14 protein-coding genes are annotated in these 16075 nt (G+C 57.1%); 8 read left to right on the forward strand and 6 right to left on the reverse strand.

The annotated features are described in order from the left end of the window. The first annotated feature begins 153 nt into the window (after window positions 1-153). On the forward strand, window positions 154-1509 hold the full coding sequence (mgtE, locus tag SHEW_RS15585) for a magnesium transporter (protein ID WP_011866807.1): 1356 nt from the start codon (window positions 154-156) through the stop codon (window positions 1507-1509). Between the two features lie 6 nt (window positions 1510-1515). On the opposite strand, the gene SHEW_RS15590 is transcribed toward mgtE, so the two are convergent. Next, window positions 1516-2409, reverse strand: a complete 894-nt coding sequence (locus SHEW_RS15590; protein ID WP_011866808.1) for a mechanosensitive ion channel family protein — start codon at window positions 2407-2409, stop codon at window positions 1516-1518. Between the two features lie 603 nt (window positions 2410-3012). On the opposite strand from SHEW_RS15590, the gene SHEW_RS20855 reads away from it, so the two are divergent. The 5 genes from SHEW_RS20855 to proC are packed head-to-tail and all read left to right on the forward strand — an operon-like array spanning window position 3013 to window position 7934. Next, window positions 3013-3189, forward strand: coding sequence for a hypothetical protein (locus SHEW_RS20855; protein WP_186300604.1), 177 nt, complete (start codon window positions 3013-3015; stop codon window positions 3187-3189). A gap of 4 nt (window positions 3190-3193) precedes the next feature. After that, window positions 3194-4690, forward strand: coding sequence for a sodium/proline symporter PutP (gene putP / locus SHEW_RS15595; RefSeq protein WP_011866809.1), 1497 nt, complete (start codon window positions 3194-3196; stop codon window positions 4688-4690). A gap of 12 nt (window positions 4691-4702) precedes the next feature. Then, entirely contained in the window at window positions 4703-5803 is a 1101-nt protein-coding gene (gene proB / locus SHEW_RS15600; protein WP_011866810.1) for a glutamate 5-kinase, read from the forward strand. 2 nt (window positions 5804-5805) lie between these two features. Beyond that, complete coding sequence (locus SHEW_RS15605; protein ID WP_011866811.1) at window positions 5806-7053, forward strand: glutamate-5-semialdehyde dehydrogenase; 1248 nt, start codon at window positions 5806-5808, stop codon at window positions 7051-7053. Between the two features lie 23 nt (window positions 7054-7076). Further along, window positions 7077-7934 carry a pyrroline-5-carboxylate reductase gene (gene proC, locus SHEW_RS15610; protein ID WP_263053319.1) on the forward strand — a complete coding sequence of 286 codons (858 nt, stop codon included), beginning with the start codon at window positions 7077-7079 and terminating at the stop codon, window positions 7932-7934. A 79-nt stretch (window positions 7935-8013) separates the two neighbouring features. Here the strand turns inward: proC and SHEW_RS15615 are convergent, their stop codons facing one another. The 3 genes from SHEW_RS15615 to SHEW_RS15625 form a co-directional block, all read right to left on the reverse strand. Further along, complete coding sequence (locus SHEW_RS15615; RefSeq protein WP_011866813.1) at window positions 8014-9309, reverse strand: glycerophosphodiester phosphodiesterase family protein; 1296 nt, start codon at window positions 9307-9309, stop codon at window positions 8014-8016. Between the two features lie 69 nt (window positions 9310-9378). After that, window positions 9379-10167 carry an alpha/beta fold hydrolase gene (locus tag SHEW_RS15620; protein ID WP_011866814.1) on the reverse strand — a complete coding sequence of 263 codons (789 nt, stop codon included), beginning with the start codon at window positions 10165-10167 and terminating at the stop codon, window positions 9379-9381. Then, window positions 10164-11186: a M14 family zinc carboxypeptidase gene (locus tag SHEW_RS15625; protein WP_011866815.1), complete on the reverse strand. Its 1023-nt coding sequence runs from the start codon at window positions 11184-11186 to the stop codon at window positions 10164-10166. The genes SHEW_RS15620 and SHEW_RS15625 overlap by 4 nt, the downstream gene beginning before the upstream one ends. 311 nt (window positions 11187-11497) lie before the next feature. On the opposite strand from SHEW_RS15625, the gene SHEW_RS15630 reads away from it, so the two are divergent. Beyond that, the gene (locus tag SHEW_RS15630) at window positions 11498-12025 is read left to right on the forward strand and encodes an acyloxyacyl hydrolase (RefSeq protein WP_011866816.1); all 528 of its coding nucleotides are present in this window, start codon (window positions 11498-11500) and stop codon (window positions 12023-12025) included. Between the two features lie 68 nt (window positions 12026-12093). Here SHEW_RS15630 and SHEW_RS15635 read toward each other — a convergent pair whose 3' ends face one another. Together SHEW_RS15635 and SHEW_RS15640 are read right to left on the reverse strand one after the other, a co-directional pair. After that, on the reverse strand, window positions 12094-13755 hold the full coding sequence (locus SHEW_RS15635) for an endonuclease (RefSeq protein WP_011866817.1): 1662 nt from the start codon (window positions 13753-13755) through the stop codon (window positions 12094-12096). A gap of 256 nt (window positions 13756-14011) precedes the next feature. Then, window positions 14012-14692, reverse strand: coding sequence for an energy-coupling factor ABC transporter permease (locus SHEW_RS15640; RefSeq protein ID WP_011866818.1), 681 nt, complete (start codon window positions 14690-14692; stop codon window positions 14012-14014). Between the two features lie 243 nt (window positions 14693-14935). Here SHEW_RS15640 and SHEW_RS15645 point away from each other — a divergent pair, with 243 nt between their 5' ends. Beyond that, window positions 14936-16024, forward strand: coding sequence for a GGDEF domain-containing protein (locus SHEW_RS15645; RefSeq protein WP_011866819.1), 1089 nt, complete (start codon window positions 14936-14938; stop codon window positions 16022-16024). Window positions 16025-16075 lie beyond the last annotated feature (51 nt).

The raw sequence follows: 16075 nt of genomic DNA on the forward strand, positions 1-16075 counted from the left end.
TAGCTAACAGCTTAAGAAGCAAAGCTATCACTAAGGCTCTAAATTCGTTAGCGTATACTAAGCTTGGCTTATTCCTTCCGTCACTTGACAGATAAGAGTCCAACTCACAACGGACAGGCCGAGTCGTGCAACCCAAGCAGTAAAGGATATCGAATGACCGACAAATTTCAGCAGCTTGCAGACAAGATAGATGCCGCCCTACTCACAGGCGATAACACCGCCATTGCGACCATCTTAGCCGAGATAGCCAGCGCCGAAATCGCCAGGCTGCTGGAGTCCCTGCCACCAAAGGAGAGACTAAGCGTCTGGGCCCAGGTTGCCCCCAAGCGCTGCGCCAAGGTGCTCCTGGCCCTGCCACAGCCCCAGCGCCGGGCGCTCATTCACCATACGGATAAAGCCAAGCTGATCGCCGGTCTTAGCCAGATGCAGATGGATGAGCTGGCGGATATCGACGCCGACCTGCCCATGCCAGTGGTCTCGGCCATGGTGCAGGCAATGGACTCCCAGCGCAGGCAGAGATACGAGCTGGTCAGAGACTACCCCGACCAGAGCGCCGGCGGCCTGATGGATGTGGATATCAGCGCCCTGCGCGCCGATGTCTCGATCAAGGCCGCGCTGCGCTATCTGCGCCGCCTGCGTCAGCGCGAAGGCCAGCTACCGGAACATCTGGACAGCTTAATGGTGGTCGATAGAAACAACACCCTGGTCGGCATCATCCCCCTGAGTCTGCTGGTTTCCAGCGAGATGGACACCAGCATAAGCGAGCTGATGTCCACAGAGATCACCAGCTTTACCCCAGAGATGTCCGCCAGCAAGGTAGCGCAAGTCTTTAAAGACAAGGATCTGCTGTCGGCCCCCGTGGTGGACGCTGAGCATAAGCTGATTGGTCGCATCACAGTGGATGATGTGATCGACGTGATCCAGGATGAAGCCGACAAGGCCCTCTATTCCCAGGCGGGCCTGAACAATCACCCAGACCTGTTTGCCCCTATAGTACGCAGCGCCAGCCGCCGGGCACTCTGGCTCGGCATCAACCTGCTCACCGCCTTTCTGGCGGCCTGGGTGATCGGCTTGTTCGAGGCGGCTATCGAGAAGGTGGTCGCCCTCGCCGTACTCATGCCCGTGGTGGCCAGCATGGGCGGCGTCGCCGGCAGCCAGACCCTCACCATGGTGACCCGAGGCCTGGCACTGGATCAGATCAATCGTAATAACATCATCAAGTTGATTGGCCACGAGTTTGGTATCGGCGCGCTCAATGCCCTGCTTTGGGCATCCCTGGTCGCCTTCATCGCCCTCAAGTGGTTTGGCGACTGGCAGCTGGGGCTGGTGTTTGGTCTCGCCATGGTGATAGTGCTGATCACCGGCGTGTTGGCGGGCGCCAGCATCCCTGTGCTGCTAAAGAAGATAGGCATAGATCCGGCCCTGGCGGGCGGCGTGGTGCTGACCACAGTCACAGATGTGGTGGGCTTCTTCGCCTTCTTAGGATTGGCGACCCTGTTCATTCTTTAAAGCTGATTATTCAGCGGCTTTATCCTCAGAGTTGCCTCGCTGGGCCTTGACTATCTTAAGCTCGCCATCCAGATGCAGATCCCGCTGAGGAAAGGCGATCACTATGCCGGCCTGGGTAAACAGCTTGTAGATGCGAAAACGGATATCGCTACGGATCCGGCGAATGTCCGCCTCTGTGTTGGCACACACCCAGAAGATACCATCGAAGATGAGCGCGTTATCACCAAAGTCTTCGAAGATGGCGACCGGAGACGGCGTAGTTAAGATCTCCTCATGCTCATCCAGGGTCTGCTTGATGATATCCGCCACCCGCTCCACATCCGACCCATAGGCAACCCCTACCCTCACGGTCGAGCGGGCGATGTTGTCTATCAGGGTCCAGTTGGTGACAGTATTTTCCAGTAGCTGGCTGTTGGGCACCAGCATATGCACCCCGTCGTTGCGGCGGATCAGAGTCGAACGGGTATTGATGCTCTCCACCACCCCCTTGGTCTCGCCTATCTCCAGAAAATCGCCGATGCGGATCGGCCGCTCCCACATCAAGATCCAGCCGCTGATGAAGTTGTTGATGATGTTCTGCGCGCCGAAACCGACACCGATTGCCACGGCGCCCGAGACGAAGGCGAAGGCCTTAATGGGAATATTGAGGATCTCCAGGCTGGTCACCAAAATGATGGCGATCGCCAGGATGAGATAGATGCGGGAGAAGAGATGCACCGCATCCGGGGCCACCTTACGGGCCAGCAGGGCGCGGCGGATCAGCTTGCCGATGCGAGTCACGATAAACCAGGCCAGTAGCAGGAGCAGCGGCACCTGTAACACCTGGGAGACGGTGATCGCCGAGTCCCCATAGGTGAAGAGAACGAAAGATAAGATCTCTTTAATATCCTGCCAGCTCATGCCCCGCCCCTCACTTTGCGCCGTTCATTGAGTATAACAGCCGGGGCGAAAAGCGTGATTTATCTATCGGGGTCAATCACTTGGGCATTAGATCCCATTATGCCTTCACCGTTAGACGCTACAACTCCAGACTCATAGCAGCCAGGAGGCCTGCATATATCTTTACCTCAAGGTCTTTAGGCTTGGCACGCCCGTCAAAGCGCCAGCCAAATAGTTACAGATATAACAAAATCCGAGTTTAACCAGCTCTCCTGCATAGGCAGTCTAGGCGCTGAAATCACTCACATCCTGTCGCTATTGCAGCGCTAGCTAGCAAACTCACCCGCGTTTACGGCAGCAATCACACAATGCAAATCCGTCTATAGGCCCTAATAAAATTAGGCTTATTATCTTTTTATGTTTTTATTTTTCGTGATAGCGCATCCACAGCAATCCCTTTACCAACATGGGATACAGGCTGATTTCAACCAGATACCTTTAAGGTCTCATCCAAAACCGGGGTGGAAAAATAGATCGAACGAATGTTAATATAGTTCGAGCACTAACTATTAGTTGTGTAATTAATTTTTCATAAGAAACACTCACTTCGCTCGGGAGGGCACTATGTCGTCAGACAATGCAACGGAAGAAAATCTCATCTCACAGGTGTGGCAAACCGCCCGCCGCAAGGCCACTTACGCCATGCAACTCACCTGTCTTTTCGCCATCTTAAGTACCTATCTTTTTGTCATGTTGAAACCCGGTGGGATTCAAAATAACAAAGCGTTAGGAGGCCACTAACTCAATGCATTATTTAACCTACATCTCCCTCGCTATCTATTTTCTTGCCATGTTGGCCATAGGACTGTTTGCCTACCGCCGTTCGACCGATGATGTGTCGGGCTACATCCTGGGCGGCAGACAGGTGAGCCCTCAGGTCACCGCCCTCTCAGCCGGTGCGTCCGACATGAGTGGCTGGATGCTGATGGGTCTGCCCGGTGCCATGTTCCTGGTGGGCTTCGAGACCATCTATATCGCCTTAGGCCTGTTACTTGGCGCCCTGGTGAACTATCTGATCGTCGCGCCTAAGCTGAGGGTCTATACCGAGGTGGCCAACAACGCGCTGACGATTCCGGAATTTTTCGCCAAGCGCTTTCATGACCCCAGCTGCAATGTACGCATCATCTCTGCGGCCATCATAGTGATCTTCTTTACCCTCTACACCTCGGCAGGCCTGGTGGCGGGCGGTAAACTGTTCGAGTCGGCCTTCGAGGTCAACTACGAGCTGGGATTGGTGATCACCCTAGGGGTCGTCGTCTCCTACACCCTGCTCGGCGGCTTCCTGGCCGTCAGCCTGACCGACTTCGTCCAGGGTTGTATCATGTTTGTCGCGCTGATCTTAGTGCCCGTGGTGGCCTATCAGGAGTTCAGCAACGCCGATAAGATGATGAACTTCGCCTACGAGTCTATCCCTCATTTCGGCGAGGCGATGCAAAACGTCACTCTGCTGGGACTGATCTCTGCGCTCTCCTGGGGCCTGGGTTACTTTGGTCAGCCCCATATCATAGTGCGCTTCATGGCGATCCGTAGCGTGTCTGACATCAAGACGGCCAAGAACATAGGCATGAGCTGGATGACGGTCACCATCATAGGCGCCCTGGCCACCGGCCTGGTGGGTATCGCCTATGCCAACAAGTTCGACATGAAACTGAGCGACCCAGAGACCATCTTTATCGTCTTCTCTGAGTTGTTGTTCCACCCCTTGATCAGCGGCTTCCTGCTGGCGGCGATCTTGGCGGCCATCATGAGCACCATCTCGTCTCAGCTACTGGTGTCATCCAGCTCGCTGACCGAAGATATCTATCGCGTGGTGTCGAAGAAGGAGGCCAGCGAAGAGGAGATGGTGAAATTGGGACGCTTCGGCGTAGCCGGGGTGGCCATAGTCGCCAGCCTACTGGCACTGGATCGCTCCAACAGCATCTTATCTTTGGTGAGTAATGCCTGGGCCGGCTTCGGCGCCGCCTTCGGTCCGCTGGTGCTGTTTAGCCTGTACAAGAAGAACCTGACCCATAAGGCTGCCGTAGCCGGTATCGTCGCCGGTGCCGCCACCGTACTCTTCTGGATCTACGCACCCGTGCTGCCCGAGGGTAAGGCTCTGAGCTCCATGCTCTATGAGATGATCCCTGGCTTTATGGCCAGCAGCCTGGTGATCTGGGGCGTGAGCGCCTTAGATGGCGATCCATGTGAAAACACCATAGAGACCTTCGATGAGGCCGGGCGTCAACTAGCCGAGCAGAGATAAGGCGGGGGAAACATGGCAAACATACACTGGAAACGCATCGTCGTTAAGGTGGGTAGTGCCCTGATCGCGCCCCATAAGCAAGGATGCAGCAGCCACTATCTGCTGGGTATCGCCCAATTTATCGCGAACTGCCGCGCCCAAGGCGTCCAGGTCGTCCTGGTCTCCTCGGGTTCTGTGGCCGCCGGCTGGCACCGACTGGGTGACGTCAAACAGCCAAGCGTATCGCAGAAGAAGGCGATGGCCGCCGCGGGCCAGGCCGATATGATGGCCACCTGGGATAAGTTATTCGACTTTCCCTCGGCCCAGCTACTGGTTACCCATGGGGATCTCAGGGATCGCGAGCGTTACATCAGCATCAAGAACACCCTGTTTAGCCTGCTGGACCACGGCCTGCTGCCCATAGTCAACGAGAACGATGCGGTCACCACAGACACACTGCGTGTCGGTGACAACGACAACCTGTCGGCCATGGTCGCGGCGGCGGCCGATGCCGACGCCCTGATCATCTGCTCCGACGTTAACGGGCTCTACACCAAGAATCCCCAGCTGCACGATGATGCCAAGCTGATCAAACAGGTGAACGAGATCAATGAAGCCATCTACGCCATGGCTGGCGGAGCCACCAGCGAGGTCGGCACCGGCGGCATGCGCACCAAGATAGAGGCGGCCGAGAAGGCGATCGCCCACGGCATAGAGACGGTGATCATCAATGGCTTCGACCCCGATGCCTTCAACCGTCTGCTCAAGGGGCAGAACCCAGGCACCCTGTTTACCCCATTCGACCAGCCCATGCAGGAGCATGTGCACTGGATGACCCATACCTCACAGGCCCAGGGCGAAGTGATTGTCGAAGATAACTTCGACGCCCCCCTGGACGACCAGGAGACGCAACTGACCAGCGACGATGTGGTGGCCGTAAAAGGCAACTTTTCCGTCGGTGACACCATCTTAGTGCGCAAAGGCGATGGCACTAAGCTGGCGAAGGCCCAGGCCAATTACAGCAGTTGCTTACTGAGTTTTATCGCCAAGCAACCGGACCGAGCCTTTGCCCACGATGTCGAGCAGCAAACCGGTCCCATCTTAAGCGATGAGAACATCGCCATATTGGAGTAAATATGAGCATAATTGAAACCCTATCTAGGGATGCCGCCCAGGCCGCCAAGACGCTGGCCCAGGTCGACACCCAAACCAAGAACACCATCTTACTGGACATGGCACGCAGCCTGCGTGACAACAGCTTCGAGATCCGCAGCGCTAACCTAATCGACCTGGCCTCCGCCGAGCAGGCGGGGCTGAGTCACGCCATGATAGACAGACTCACCCTGGACGGTGATCGCATCGAGGCGATGGCCCATGGAATAGAAATTATCGCCACCCTGCCCGACCCTATCGGTGTCCAGCGCGACCTGAGTACCCGTCCCAACGGCCTCGCCATCAGCAAGATGCGGGTGCCGCTCGGCGTGGTTTGCATGATCTACGAGGCGCGCCCTAACGTTACCGCCGATGCCGGCGCCCTCTGCTTCAAGTCGGGCAATGCGGTGATCTTAAGAGGCGGCAAGGAGGCGCTGCACACCAGCAAGGTGATCGCCTCTGTGCTGCAGAAGGTCCTCAAACAATATGGCCTGCCGGCATCGCTAATCGCCGTGGTGCCAGACCCAGACCGCGCCCTGCTGATGGAGCTGATGCAGCAACGTGACACCATAGATGTCATCATCCCCCGCGGCGGTGAAGGCCTGATCAACTTCGTCACCGAACACAGCAAGGTGCCTGTGATTCAGCACTTTAAGGGTGTCTGCCACCTGTATGTGGATAAGGATGCGGACCTGGACAAGGCACTGGCCCTGCTGCTGAACGGTAAGACCCAACGTACCGGCGTGTGTAACGCCCTCGAGGGCCTGCTGGTACACAGCGAGGTAGCCCCCAAGTTTCTCGCCATGGCGGCCACCGCGCTGGCCAAGCACCAGGTGAAGATCAACTGCTGCGCCAATACCCAGCAATACTTCGCGGCCGCCCAGGTACTCAGCGATGAAGAGTTTGGCCAGGAGTATCTGGATCTCGAACTCGCCGTGCGTCAGGTGAAGGATTTTGACCAGGCCGTCGCCCATATTCACCGCTTCGGCAGCCGTCATACCGAGGTGATCTGCACCGAAAATGAGCTGACCGCCAAACGCTTTCAGCGCACGGTCGACGCCTCTGTGGTCATGGTCAACGCCTCGTCGCGCTTCTCCGATGGCGGCGAGCTGGGCCTGGGCGCCGAGATCGGCATAGCCACCACTAAGCTGCATGCTTACGGCCCCATGGGGCTGGAGTCCCTCACCACGGAGAAATACCTGGTCAATGGCGACGGTCAGATCCGCGCCTAGCAAACATTCATAGGAGGCCCAACATCTCTTATCAAGACCCGGGGTTAAATCCCCAGTTACGCATCGCCTTCATCGGCGGCGGCAACATGGCCAGCGCCATCATTCGCGGCCTGATCAAGCACGGCCACAGGAGCGCACATATCTTGGTCTGTGCCCCCAGCCAGCGCACACGCAGCCGCCTGGTGCAGGATTTTAATGTCAGGGTGCACTCGGACAACAGCGCCGCGGTGGCCTTTGCCGACATCATCATACTGGCGGTGAAACCCTTCATCGTCCCCTTGGTGTGTGACGAGTTACGCCCCCTGCTTGGGCAAGTTAACAACGGCAGAAGCGAGCAAAAATTGCTGATCTCCATCGCGGCAGGGCTAACCCATGCCAGCATTTCAGACAAGCTGCCCCAAAATGTTCAGCTGGTCTGCGCCATGCCCAACCTGCCAACGGCCATCGGCAAGGGACTCACCGGCCTCTTTGTGCCGGGCCACCTGGACAGACAGGCCGTCGATGATGCCGAGCAGTTGATGCGCGCCGTCGGCGATACCGTCTGGCTCGAGGATGAGCAGCAGATGGCCAGCATAGTGGCTACTGCCGGCAGTTCGCCCGCCTACTTCTTCCTGTTTTTAGAGGCGATGGAGAAGGCCGCTATCGCCCAGGGGCTGCCAGCCAAGACCGCCAGCAAGGCGGTGCTGCAGAGCGCCATGGGCGCCGTCTCTATGGCGATGGCCAGCAAGGAGGGGCTCGCTAATCTACGCCATCAGGTCACCTCCCCTAAGGGCACCACTGAGCAGGCGGTGCTGGCCTTTCAGCATGGGGATCTCGATGCCTTAGTCGCCAGGGCGATGGACAGCGCCGCCCGCCGGGCCAAGGAGCTGGCGCTCGGCTAAGCCGCGCCTTTTACTGTACCGCTAAAGCGAAGAGGCGCGCTCATTTGAGCGCGCCTCTTGTTTAATCGCCTTGAAGCATCTATTTCGCCATGCAGTTGGCGTAGTAGGTCACGGTCGCCGGCCAGTCGCTAAACACGCCGATCACCCCAACATCCTTCGCCAGCACATCCAGCAGCTCGAAGGCCTTGCCTTCATCCTCGATCGCCTCGGTGATGCTCTGATAGTACCAGCCGCCGCCCTGGGTCAGCAGGCCCGAACGCTCAAGGGTCCAAGTGATGATCTTAAGGCCCGCCGCATTGGCCGCCTTGGCATATTCCGACGGCACTATCTTGCCCTCATCGTCCAGCGTAACCAATACCCAGAGGGGCGGCGCGATGATCTGCACGCCATCGGTTGCCAGGCTATCCATGCCGGGTGACCAGGTGCTGCTGTCCTGGGGGGCGAAGTCGCTCAGATCGTATCTGTCATCCAAGTAGACCGCCTGCTGACCAAACTCGGGCGCATTGGCAATCCAATATTTCACGTCATCGAGGTTGAACGACTGAGGATAGACGCTAGATGGCGAGACACCGGCCGCCTGATACTCATCCAGCATCATCTGGGCATAGTCTGCTTGCGTCATACCATCAAACGGCATGGTCACGCTCGGCGCCTTCAGCTCTGGGGTCATCTTGACGCCCGCCGTCTTAAACATGGCGATGCTCTCGGCGTGGGTCATCAGGGTGCCCTCGCCGGCGTAGAGATCCGTGCGCCAGCTTTCGGTGCCCGCCATATACTCTTGCACATTGGTGGCCTTAGGGTTGGCGCCATCCATCTTGCCCTTGAGGCGCTTGAAATCTGCCAGAGTGATGTCGCTGGTACAACAGGTGGCACTGGCGCTCACGCCGTTAACGGCATCGGCCGGGGTGAAAGGCACACTGCACTTGGCGGCGATATCATCGATGGCCAGAATGTTGGTGGTAGTGGCCAGGTCGCACTGGGAGTGACGACACACCAGCGCCTTGTCGGCGGTAAAGGTCACGTCACACTCCACCACGCCGGCGCCCGAGTCGATCGCCGCCTGGTAAGACTCTTTCGTATGCTCGGGAAACTGCATCGCCGCGCCGCGATGGCCGATGGCAAAGGCGCTGCGATAGAAAGGCCCCTGACGGCATTGCTCCAGCTGACTCTTGAGTTCACCGTCGACCATCTGATCCACCAGAAACAGAGGACGAACACCCACCTGGGCAGGAACCTGCTTATCGATACCCATCACTTTGATGAGGGGATTGCTCGGTTCCTGACTGTCATCATCATTGCTATTACAAGCCGCCAGGCCGAGGCTTCCCAGTAGGATGCCCGCTAAGGCAGTTAGATTAGCTGATTGAATTCGCACTTTATTATTCCCTTAATTAACCATAGTCGGCCAGGGATACTAGCCAGTGCAGATGACAGTTAGACAACATTAATGTGACGATTGGCCGCCATCATCAATGATGTTCGCCTGCAAACTGGCCAGCAGCGCCTCGGGAGCGTCCAGACTGATATCGTGGCCGCAACTCGGCAACACCAGCGCCTGAGTATGGTAGAAGCTGGCCAGGGCTTGGCTGCAGCGGGGATCGGCCAGACGATCCTCGGCGGCGCAGATAACCGTCACGGGAATACTCGACAGCGGCGGTGCCTGAAAGCGGGCGCAGGCGATAAGCTGACGAATCCCGTTGCAGAGACTGGTATGGCCCTCATCTCGCCAGCGGCTCCAGTTAGCGATCAGCGCCAGGTTGTCGCCATGATACAGGCTGGTGTATTGCAGCACGCAGGCCTCCACCAGGCTGAGGCCCGCGCCCAGCTGGGTCAGCTTGAGGCGCACTCCGCCTAACATCGCCCTCAGCAAGGGGAGCAGTCGAAAACGGCGATACCAGGGGGAGAGATTGGCGGCGCTGCTGTTAAGAAGCACCACCTGACGGATGCGATCCGGATAGCGACTGGCCAGGGCCAGCGCCGTCATGCCCCCCATTGAGAGGCCAATCAGCACTACAGACTTGCCCCTAAAGGGATTGATATGGGGTAGTACCTGGCCCCAGACGCTGTCGCAGTAGGCCTCTATACTCGTGGGGCTCTGCTCAGATGCCAGGCGACCATTACCGGGCAGATCGACAGTGATCACCCGCTCGCCGGCAGCAATCAGGCGCTCGACAAAGCCCTGCCAGTGGCGTTCGTCGCGCATCAAGCCTCTAAGCATTACCCAGGTGGTCATCTTGCTCCTCGATTAAACCAAAGCCGCTGCCCCTCGGCGGTGAGCATTGACAGCTCGGACGGCGAGAGGCGCTCCAGCACCCTGCCATAGGCGGCGTCGAGCAGAAACTGCATCAACACCACATGACGACGCAAGATCCTGTGGTGTCTGTGGGGCGCCTGAGGATTGAAGTAGCCGGGAAAGTTAAACAGCTGACGCGGATTCTTGCGTACCCAGGCCCAGGACCCCATCTCTAAGGTTAGCGGTACGAAGGGGGTCTTGCCGTCAACCTGGGTCACCAGATAGTCCCAGATGTCGCCGTGGGTACGATAGAAATGGCTCTGGGGCGCCAGCTGATAGTGACCGTGGTGGGGGTAGCCCTTCTCAAACAACTTATGCAGTTGATAGACATAGCCTATGCCGGCAAAAGTTTCGCGGGTGTGAGCATGGGGAAACCAGAGGTGATCCTTGAGCCCGAAGCCCGAGTGGGCATCCAGCGCCAGCAGGCTACTGCTGCGCCCCTGTAGCGAGGTGACATAATCTATCAAGGCCTTGGTTTCCGCCGCCATCGCCTCGCCGCGATACCAGGGCAGATGACGGGAGAAGCGCTGCCCGCCGACCAGGAAGGTGACTCCCTCCTGCGCCTCAATCGGGGCATTGCGCATCAGATCCACATCCTGACCGTTGCCACGGCTGCCGCGCAAGAACCCCGCCGGATTCACTATGGGGACGAAGGCCAGCCTTACTCTTCTCAATAGCGCCTGCAGGTGCGTGTCCCAGTCGAGACGGTTAAGCAGGCTGCCGAGAAACGCCAGCACCACCTGGGCGCCGATACGCTCGACCCCATGCACCCCGCCGACAAAGAGCACGCAGGGCGCGTCGCTTTCTTGTGCCCCCAGCTCGATGGCGGTCACCGACAGCGCCTCGCCGCGGAAATAAAAGTCCAGCAGTGAGCGATGCCGAAAATGCGCCTGATGCTGGGCGATCAGCCGCTTTAGGGTATCGATCTCGAAGGCATGCTCGAAGGAGAACCGGCTCATTGCCCCAGCTTAACACTGCTTATCCATGGGCTTAACTTAGCCTGACAATGCGACAGGGAGATGACACTCGCCAGACCTAGATTTGGGCACTTTAACGAGAGGCCCAGTGATTTAGACTAACCTTAATTTAAGCGCTTTTATTTAAGAGCTTTTATTTAAGAGCTTTTATTTAAGAGCTTTTATTTAAGAGCTTTGCTCTAAAGACTTTCACCTAGCGGTCTTACCTTATCGACTTTACATTAGCGGCTTTCGGCCGGCATCAGGGTTTTAGCTTATCTCCTGATAAGGCCACATCTTCTAAGGATAACCCAATGAAAACTTTGTTTATTATCTTGGGCCTCTCACTCTTGCCGCTATCGGCATTCGCCGACTGGGGCCTGAGCTACAGCCTGGGGCAAACCAACCCCAAATGGCATGGCTCGGATAACGCCAGGGCCCACCGACTCGCCCTGGTCTATCCTATCCCCATGCAAGACAATCTGCTGACCCGCCACAACCTCGGCATCAATCTGGAGCTGGCCTATCACTACTGGCAAGACTACACCCCGAGGGACAATCATGGCGTGTCACTCATCCCAGTGCTCAGCTATCAATATCCCCTGGAGAGCCTCAGCCTCTACTTCGAGGGAGGCATAGGCATCACCTATATCGACAGCGAGCACTACCTTGACCGCAGCCTGGGCTCCCACTGGCAATTCGAAGACAAGTTAGGCGCCGGCGTGATACTGCAAAAGCACCACAAGCTCGGGATCGCCTTCAACCATTACTCTAACGCCAATCTCGCCAGCGAGAACGATGGCTTCAACGTGGTTGGTCTCAGCTATGGCTATTTCTGGTAGTCCTTTTGGGCATAAAAAAGCGCAGCCCTGAGGTTGCGCTTTTCATCAAACGGATAGGCTAACTAAGCCTAGGGACAAGATGCGCCGTAGATCTCGCTCACCCAACTGCTGTTGTCGATGAAAGGATTACGGTTCTTCTGCCACTCGAACACACGGTTGTTGCGGCGGCGCTCCCAGTCGCTGACCGGATCTTGCTGGTGCCAGCGATACAGGGTACAGAGATCTCCAAGCAGAGCCTCACCATTACCGGTAACACCACTCACCACGCTGAGATCCGGCGTGCCACTGGCATCGTTACCCTCATACCTGACATCCATATAGAACACCATACGCGCCACATCGCCCTTCACCTCATCGCGCGGCTCGAAGCTATCGGCATCAGTAAAGTTGCCCGGCGCCTCTGAGATCTCATCGCCGCCGGCGGCAAAGTCTTTGTTGCTGCGGCTGCTGTTCACCGTAACATCTGCCGGACGCAGGTGATGCAGGTCGGTATAGGCATACTGACTGCTGCTAGGGAAGCCATGGCTCTTGGCCCAGACGTGTTCACGGTTCCAGGCATCAAGTGAGGTACTCAATCCGGCCCGATTCGTCTTAGGCTCAGAGCGGCCCGAGTACAGCAAGATCACATTGTTGCTGTTGGCCGGATCTTCATCGGCATAGTTAAGTCCATCCCACACCTGGCTATAGCTGAAACGGGTATGGCCCTTAATGATCCCATTCAGGCTGGCCTTTAGCGCCGCGCCGCTTTTGCCTATCGCATCGCCATAGTAGCTGGTATAGACATAATCGCCATTGTCGCCGGCCGAGCCGTCACCGCCAGTGCCCGAGCCACTACCTGAACCATCGCCAGAGCCAGAACCATCGCCGCCACTCGCCACGTTATAACTTAGGCTGAGCGACACGCCACTAAAGGCCTCATAGGCATTGATGTTCACATAGTAACGCCCGACCACAGGCGTGGTGACGCTGCACTGCTCGTTGTTGCCAGTAAGATAAGGGGCACAGTCATACTCTGACAGCGTAGGCTCGCTGCCCTGGCGCAGATAGAGATCGGCATCCCCTGTGCCACCACTCATGGTGACCACCACATCGCTCGCCCCTTGAGGAAGGTCGAACAGGTAGCTGAGGCTCAGCCCCTTGGCGGCGTTAAGGTCAGATTTTGGCTGACCATTGCCCAGCTGATTGTCGCTGCCACCTGCGGAGGTGTCGCAGCTATCCAGGCTACCCGTGCCCGGCGTGCCGGCGTTATCCATGGCGCTCCAGTCGGCCTGTGACTTAGTGTTGATCACAGTGGTTCGTGCCAGAGAGACGTCGCGCACATTCAGCGACCAGCCACTCAGGCCGCCTTCCCAGGCGACCAGATCCACCTCTTCGCTGCCCTTCGACAGGCGCACGAAGTCACCCGAGTTACCCAAAGTTAACGACATGGGAGATTGATCTGGATTGATGTTGAACAGGCTGTAGAAACCCGCCTGGTTGGCCGCCACCGTATAGTAGGCGCCTGGGGCGAGCATGCCCTGCAAGGCCTGGCTGCTGCCGTTGTCGCTGAGCTGGTACTGACTCAAGTCGATACTGCTGCAGCCGGCGTTATACAGCTCGACATACTCTTCGACGCTGTCATTGTTGGGCGCATCGTATAACACTTCGCTGATCAGCAGATTGGCATTGGCATTGGCATTGAAAGCCAGGCCAGCCACTAACGCAGCCGTTGATAACTTATACATATCCATCGTAAATTTTCACTCTAGTATTTTTATTATTGAGCCCGGCCTAAGGCCTGGGCTGACCCCGTACGCCCCGAAGGTAAATCCCTTCGGGGAGCACAAGGAGGCATACTAACGCCCCAAGGTTACAAATTGAAACATTTAAGCCATCATCTTGATAACCTTTGATTAAAATCAAGCTAACAGGCAGTTTTCGCAGGATTTTTACAGTAGGTACTTTTACGGCCAGTGCTTTTACAGCCAGTTCTTTTACAGCAGGTGCTTAGAAATAAGTTCTGTCCGAGTAGTCATAGAGCCATTCGGGACGATAGACCACCATCAGGGTCATCGCCATGCCATTCAGCAGCGCCTCGGGGAAGGCCAGCAGCGGGATCAGCAGCAGGTAGTTATCCGTCAAATAGGCCCAGTCATAGTCGGTCGTCAGGTAGAGCCAGGTCGACCAGCTGAGTATGTGAAACACTATGCAGAGGAAGGCGTTCATGAAGGCGCCGCAGAAGATGTAGACGAACAGATGGTGCGGCAGATACTTAAACACCTGACTGTAGACCACATAGCTGAGAAACAGCGGCAAGGCGATAGCCACCAGGCCATAGATGGCGAAATCCAGCGGCAACTTGAGCATGAAGGTGGCGAAGAAGGCGACTGGCAACAGCAGCGCCAGGGTAGCCAGGCGCCAACCAAACATCAGCATCAATGTCACCAGGCCGAGAAAGTGGGCATGAATCCCCGGGGTGATGCTGGCGTCGATAAGCCAGAGGGCATTGACGAAGAAGATGGCCAGCAGCAAGCGGGTCTGCAGCGCCTTATCCTTGAGTAGCGCCTTCACATCCTCGACCGGCCAGATGGCCCAAAGCCAGAGTGCCAGCACGGCCATGGTCAGCAGCTGGGCGCCGCCAAGTTGCCAATCAATCTCACTCCATCTTTGTAGCAAGAATGCCGTCATCGCCTTTCTAACCCCATCAAAATCCTAGCGGCCCGCTTAGCGCAAATGTCCGCTAATATCTTTCGCTAAACCGCTTCCCCTTGGCGCTCACCCTAGCATAGACACAGACACGGCGTCATCAATCCTTAGCTAGCAGGAGTAAAAGCTGGCGAAAACCAACCGAAAAACCACCTCGATATAAGCCACTGTTAATCTACTTAATTTTGGGTAATAATCCTCTGACGCAGTGAGGAAAGGGACATCATGCTAAAGTACTGGTACAAAGACTTTGCCCAATATCCACCGGGCCACAGAGACTATTGGCGCACCCGTTTGATCGGCCATACCCTGCTGCTCAGCAGCAGCTTCTTCCTGGTGCTTACCCTGCTCAACATCTTCTATTTCGAGAGCTATGAGTACGCCACCCTGGACGCCAGCGGCTTCGTGCTTTCCCTATCGATTCTGGCCTTCTTCAACCGCACCGCCAACGTCAACCTCGCCTCCTGGGCGGTGACCCTGATGGTCACCGGATTGATCTTGCTGTTCGTTGCCTCTGTGGGCGGCTATGCCCACTCCCTCTATTGGGCAACCCTGATCCCGCCGTTCGCCTTCTTCCTCCTCGGACGGCAACGAGGCAGCCTGGTCTCTCTAATCGCCTTCGGGGTATGCGCCTATATCGTCTATAACCAGATCCAGGAGGCTAGGCCCGTCACCTTCGGCATGGGCGCCCTGTTCAATGTCATCGAGGTATCGATTGCCCATATCTTGCTGTTTCGCTTCTACGAGGGCACCCGCTCCTCGGCCTATCGTCAACTGGGCGAGCGCAACGCCAAGATCCAGAAACTGGCGGAAACCGACAAGCTCACCGGTCTCTACAACAGAGAGAAGCTCGACATCACGCTGGAGGAGTATGTGCTGCAGAGCCGTCACCGACAGACCCCCTTTAGCCTGCTGATTCTGGATGTGGATTACTTCAAGCAGATTAATGACGCCCACGGCCACCTGACCGGCGATCGCGTGCTGGTCCAGCTGGCCGACAGCCTCAGGAGCCTCTGCCGTGAGGGGGATTTTCTGGCCCGCTGGGGCGGTGAAGAGTTCGTGATCCTGTTGCCCGAGACCCAACTCTCAATCTGTGTTGCCGTGGCCGAACAGCTACGCCAGGATATCGCCGCACAGAAGTTTGATGGCCAGTCTCTCACCATCAGCCTGGGAGCCGCCCAGCTCAGGGAGGATGACACAACCAAGACCCTGGTCAACCGCGCCGATAACGCCCTTTATCAGGCCAAGCACACGGGCCGCAATCGAGTCGTGGCCGAAGCCGCAAGCCCCCACATCCGCGCCGTTAACGACTAAACATCAGCAATTAAGGCCGCTACTGCGGCTTTAGCTCAGGCTGTCCTGGCA

Origin of the sequence: Shewanella loihica PV-4 (assembly GCF_000016065.1) — a bacterium.
Classification (GTDB): domain Bacteria; phylum Pseudomonadota; class Gammaproteobacteria; order Enterobacterales; family Shewanellaceae; genus Shewanella; species Shewanella loihica.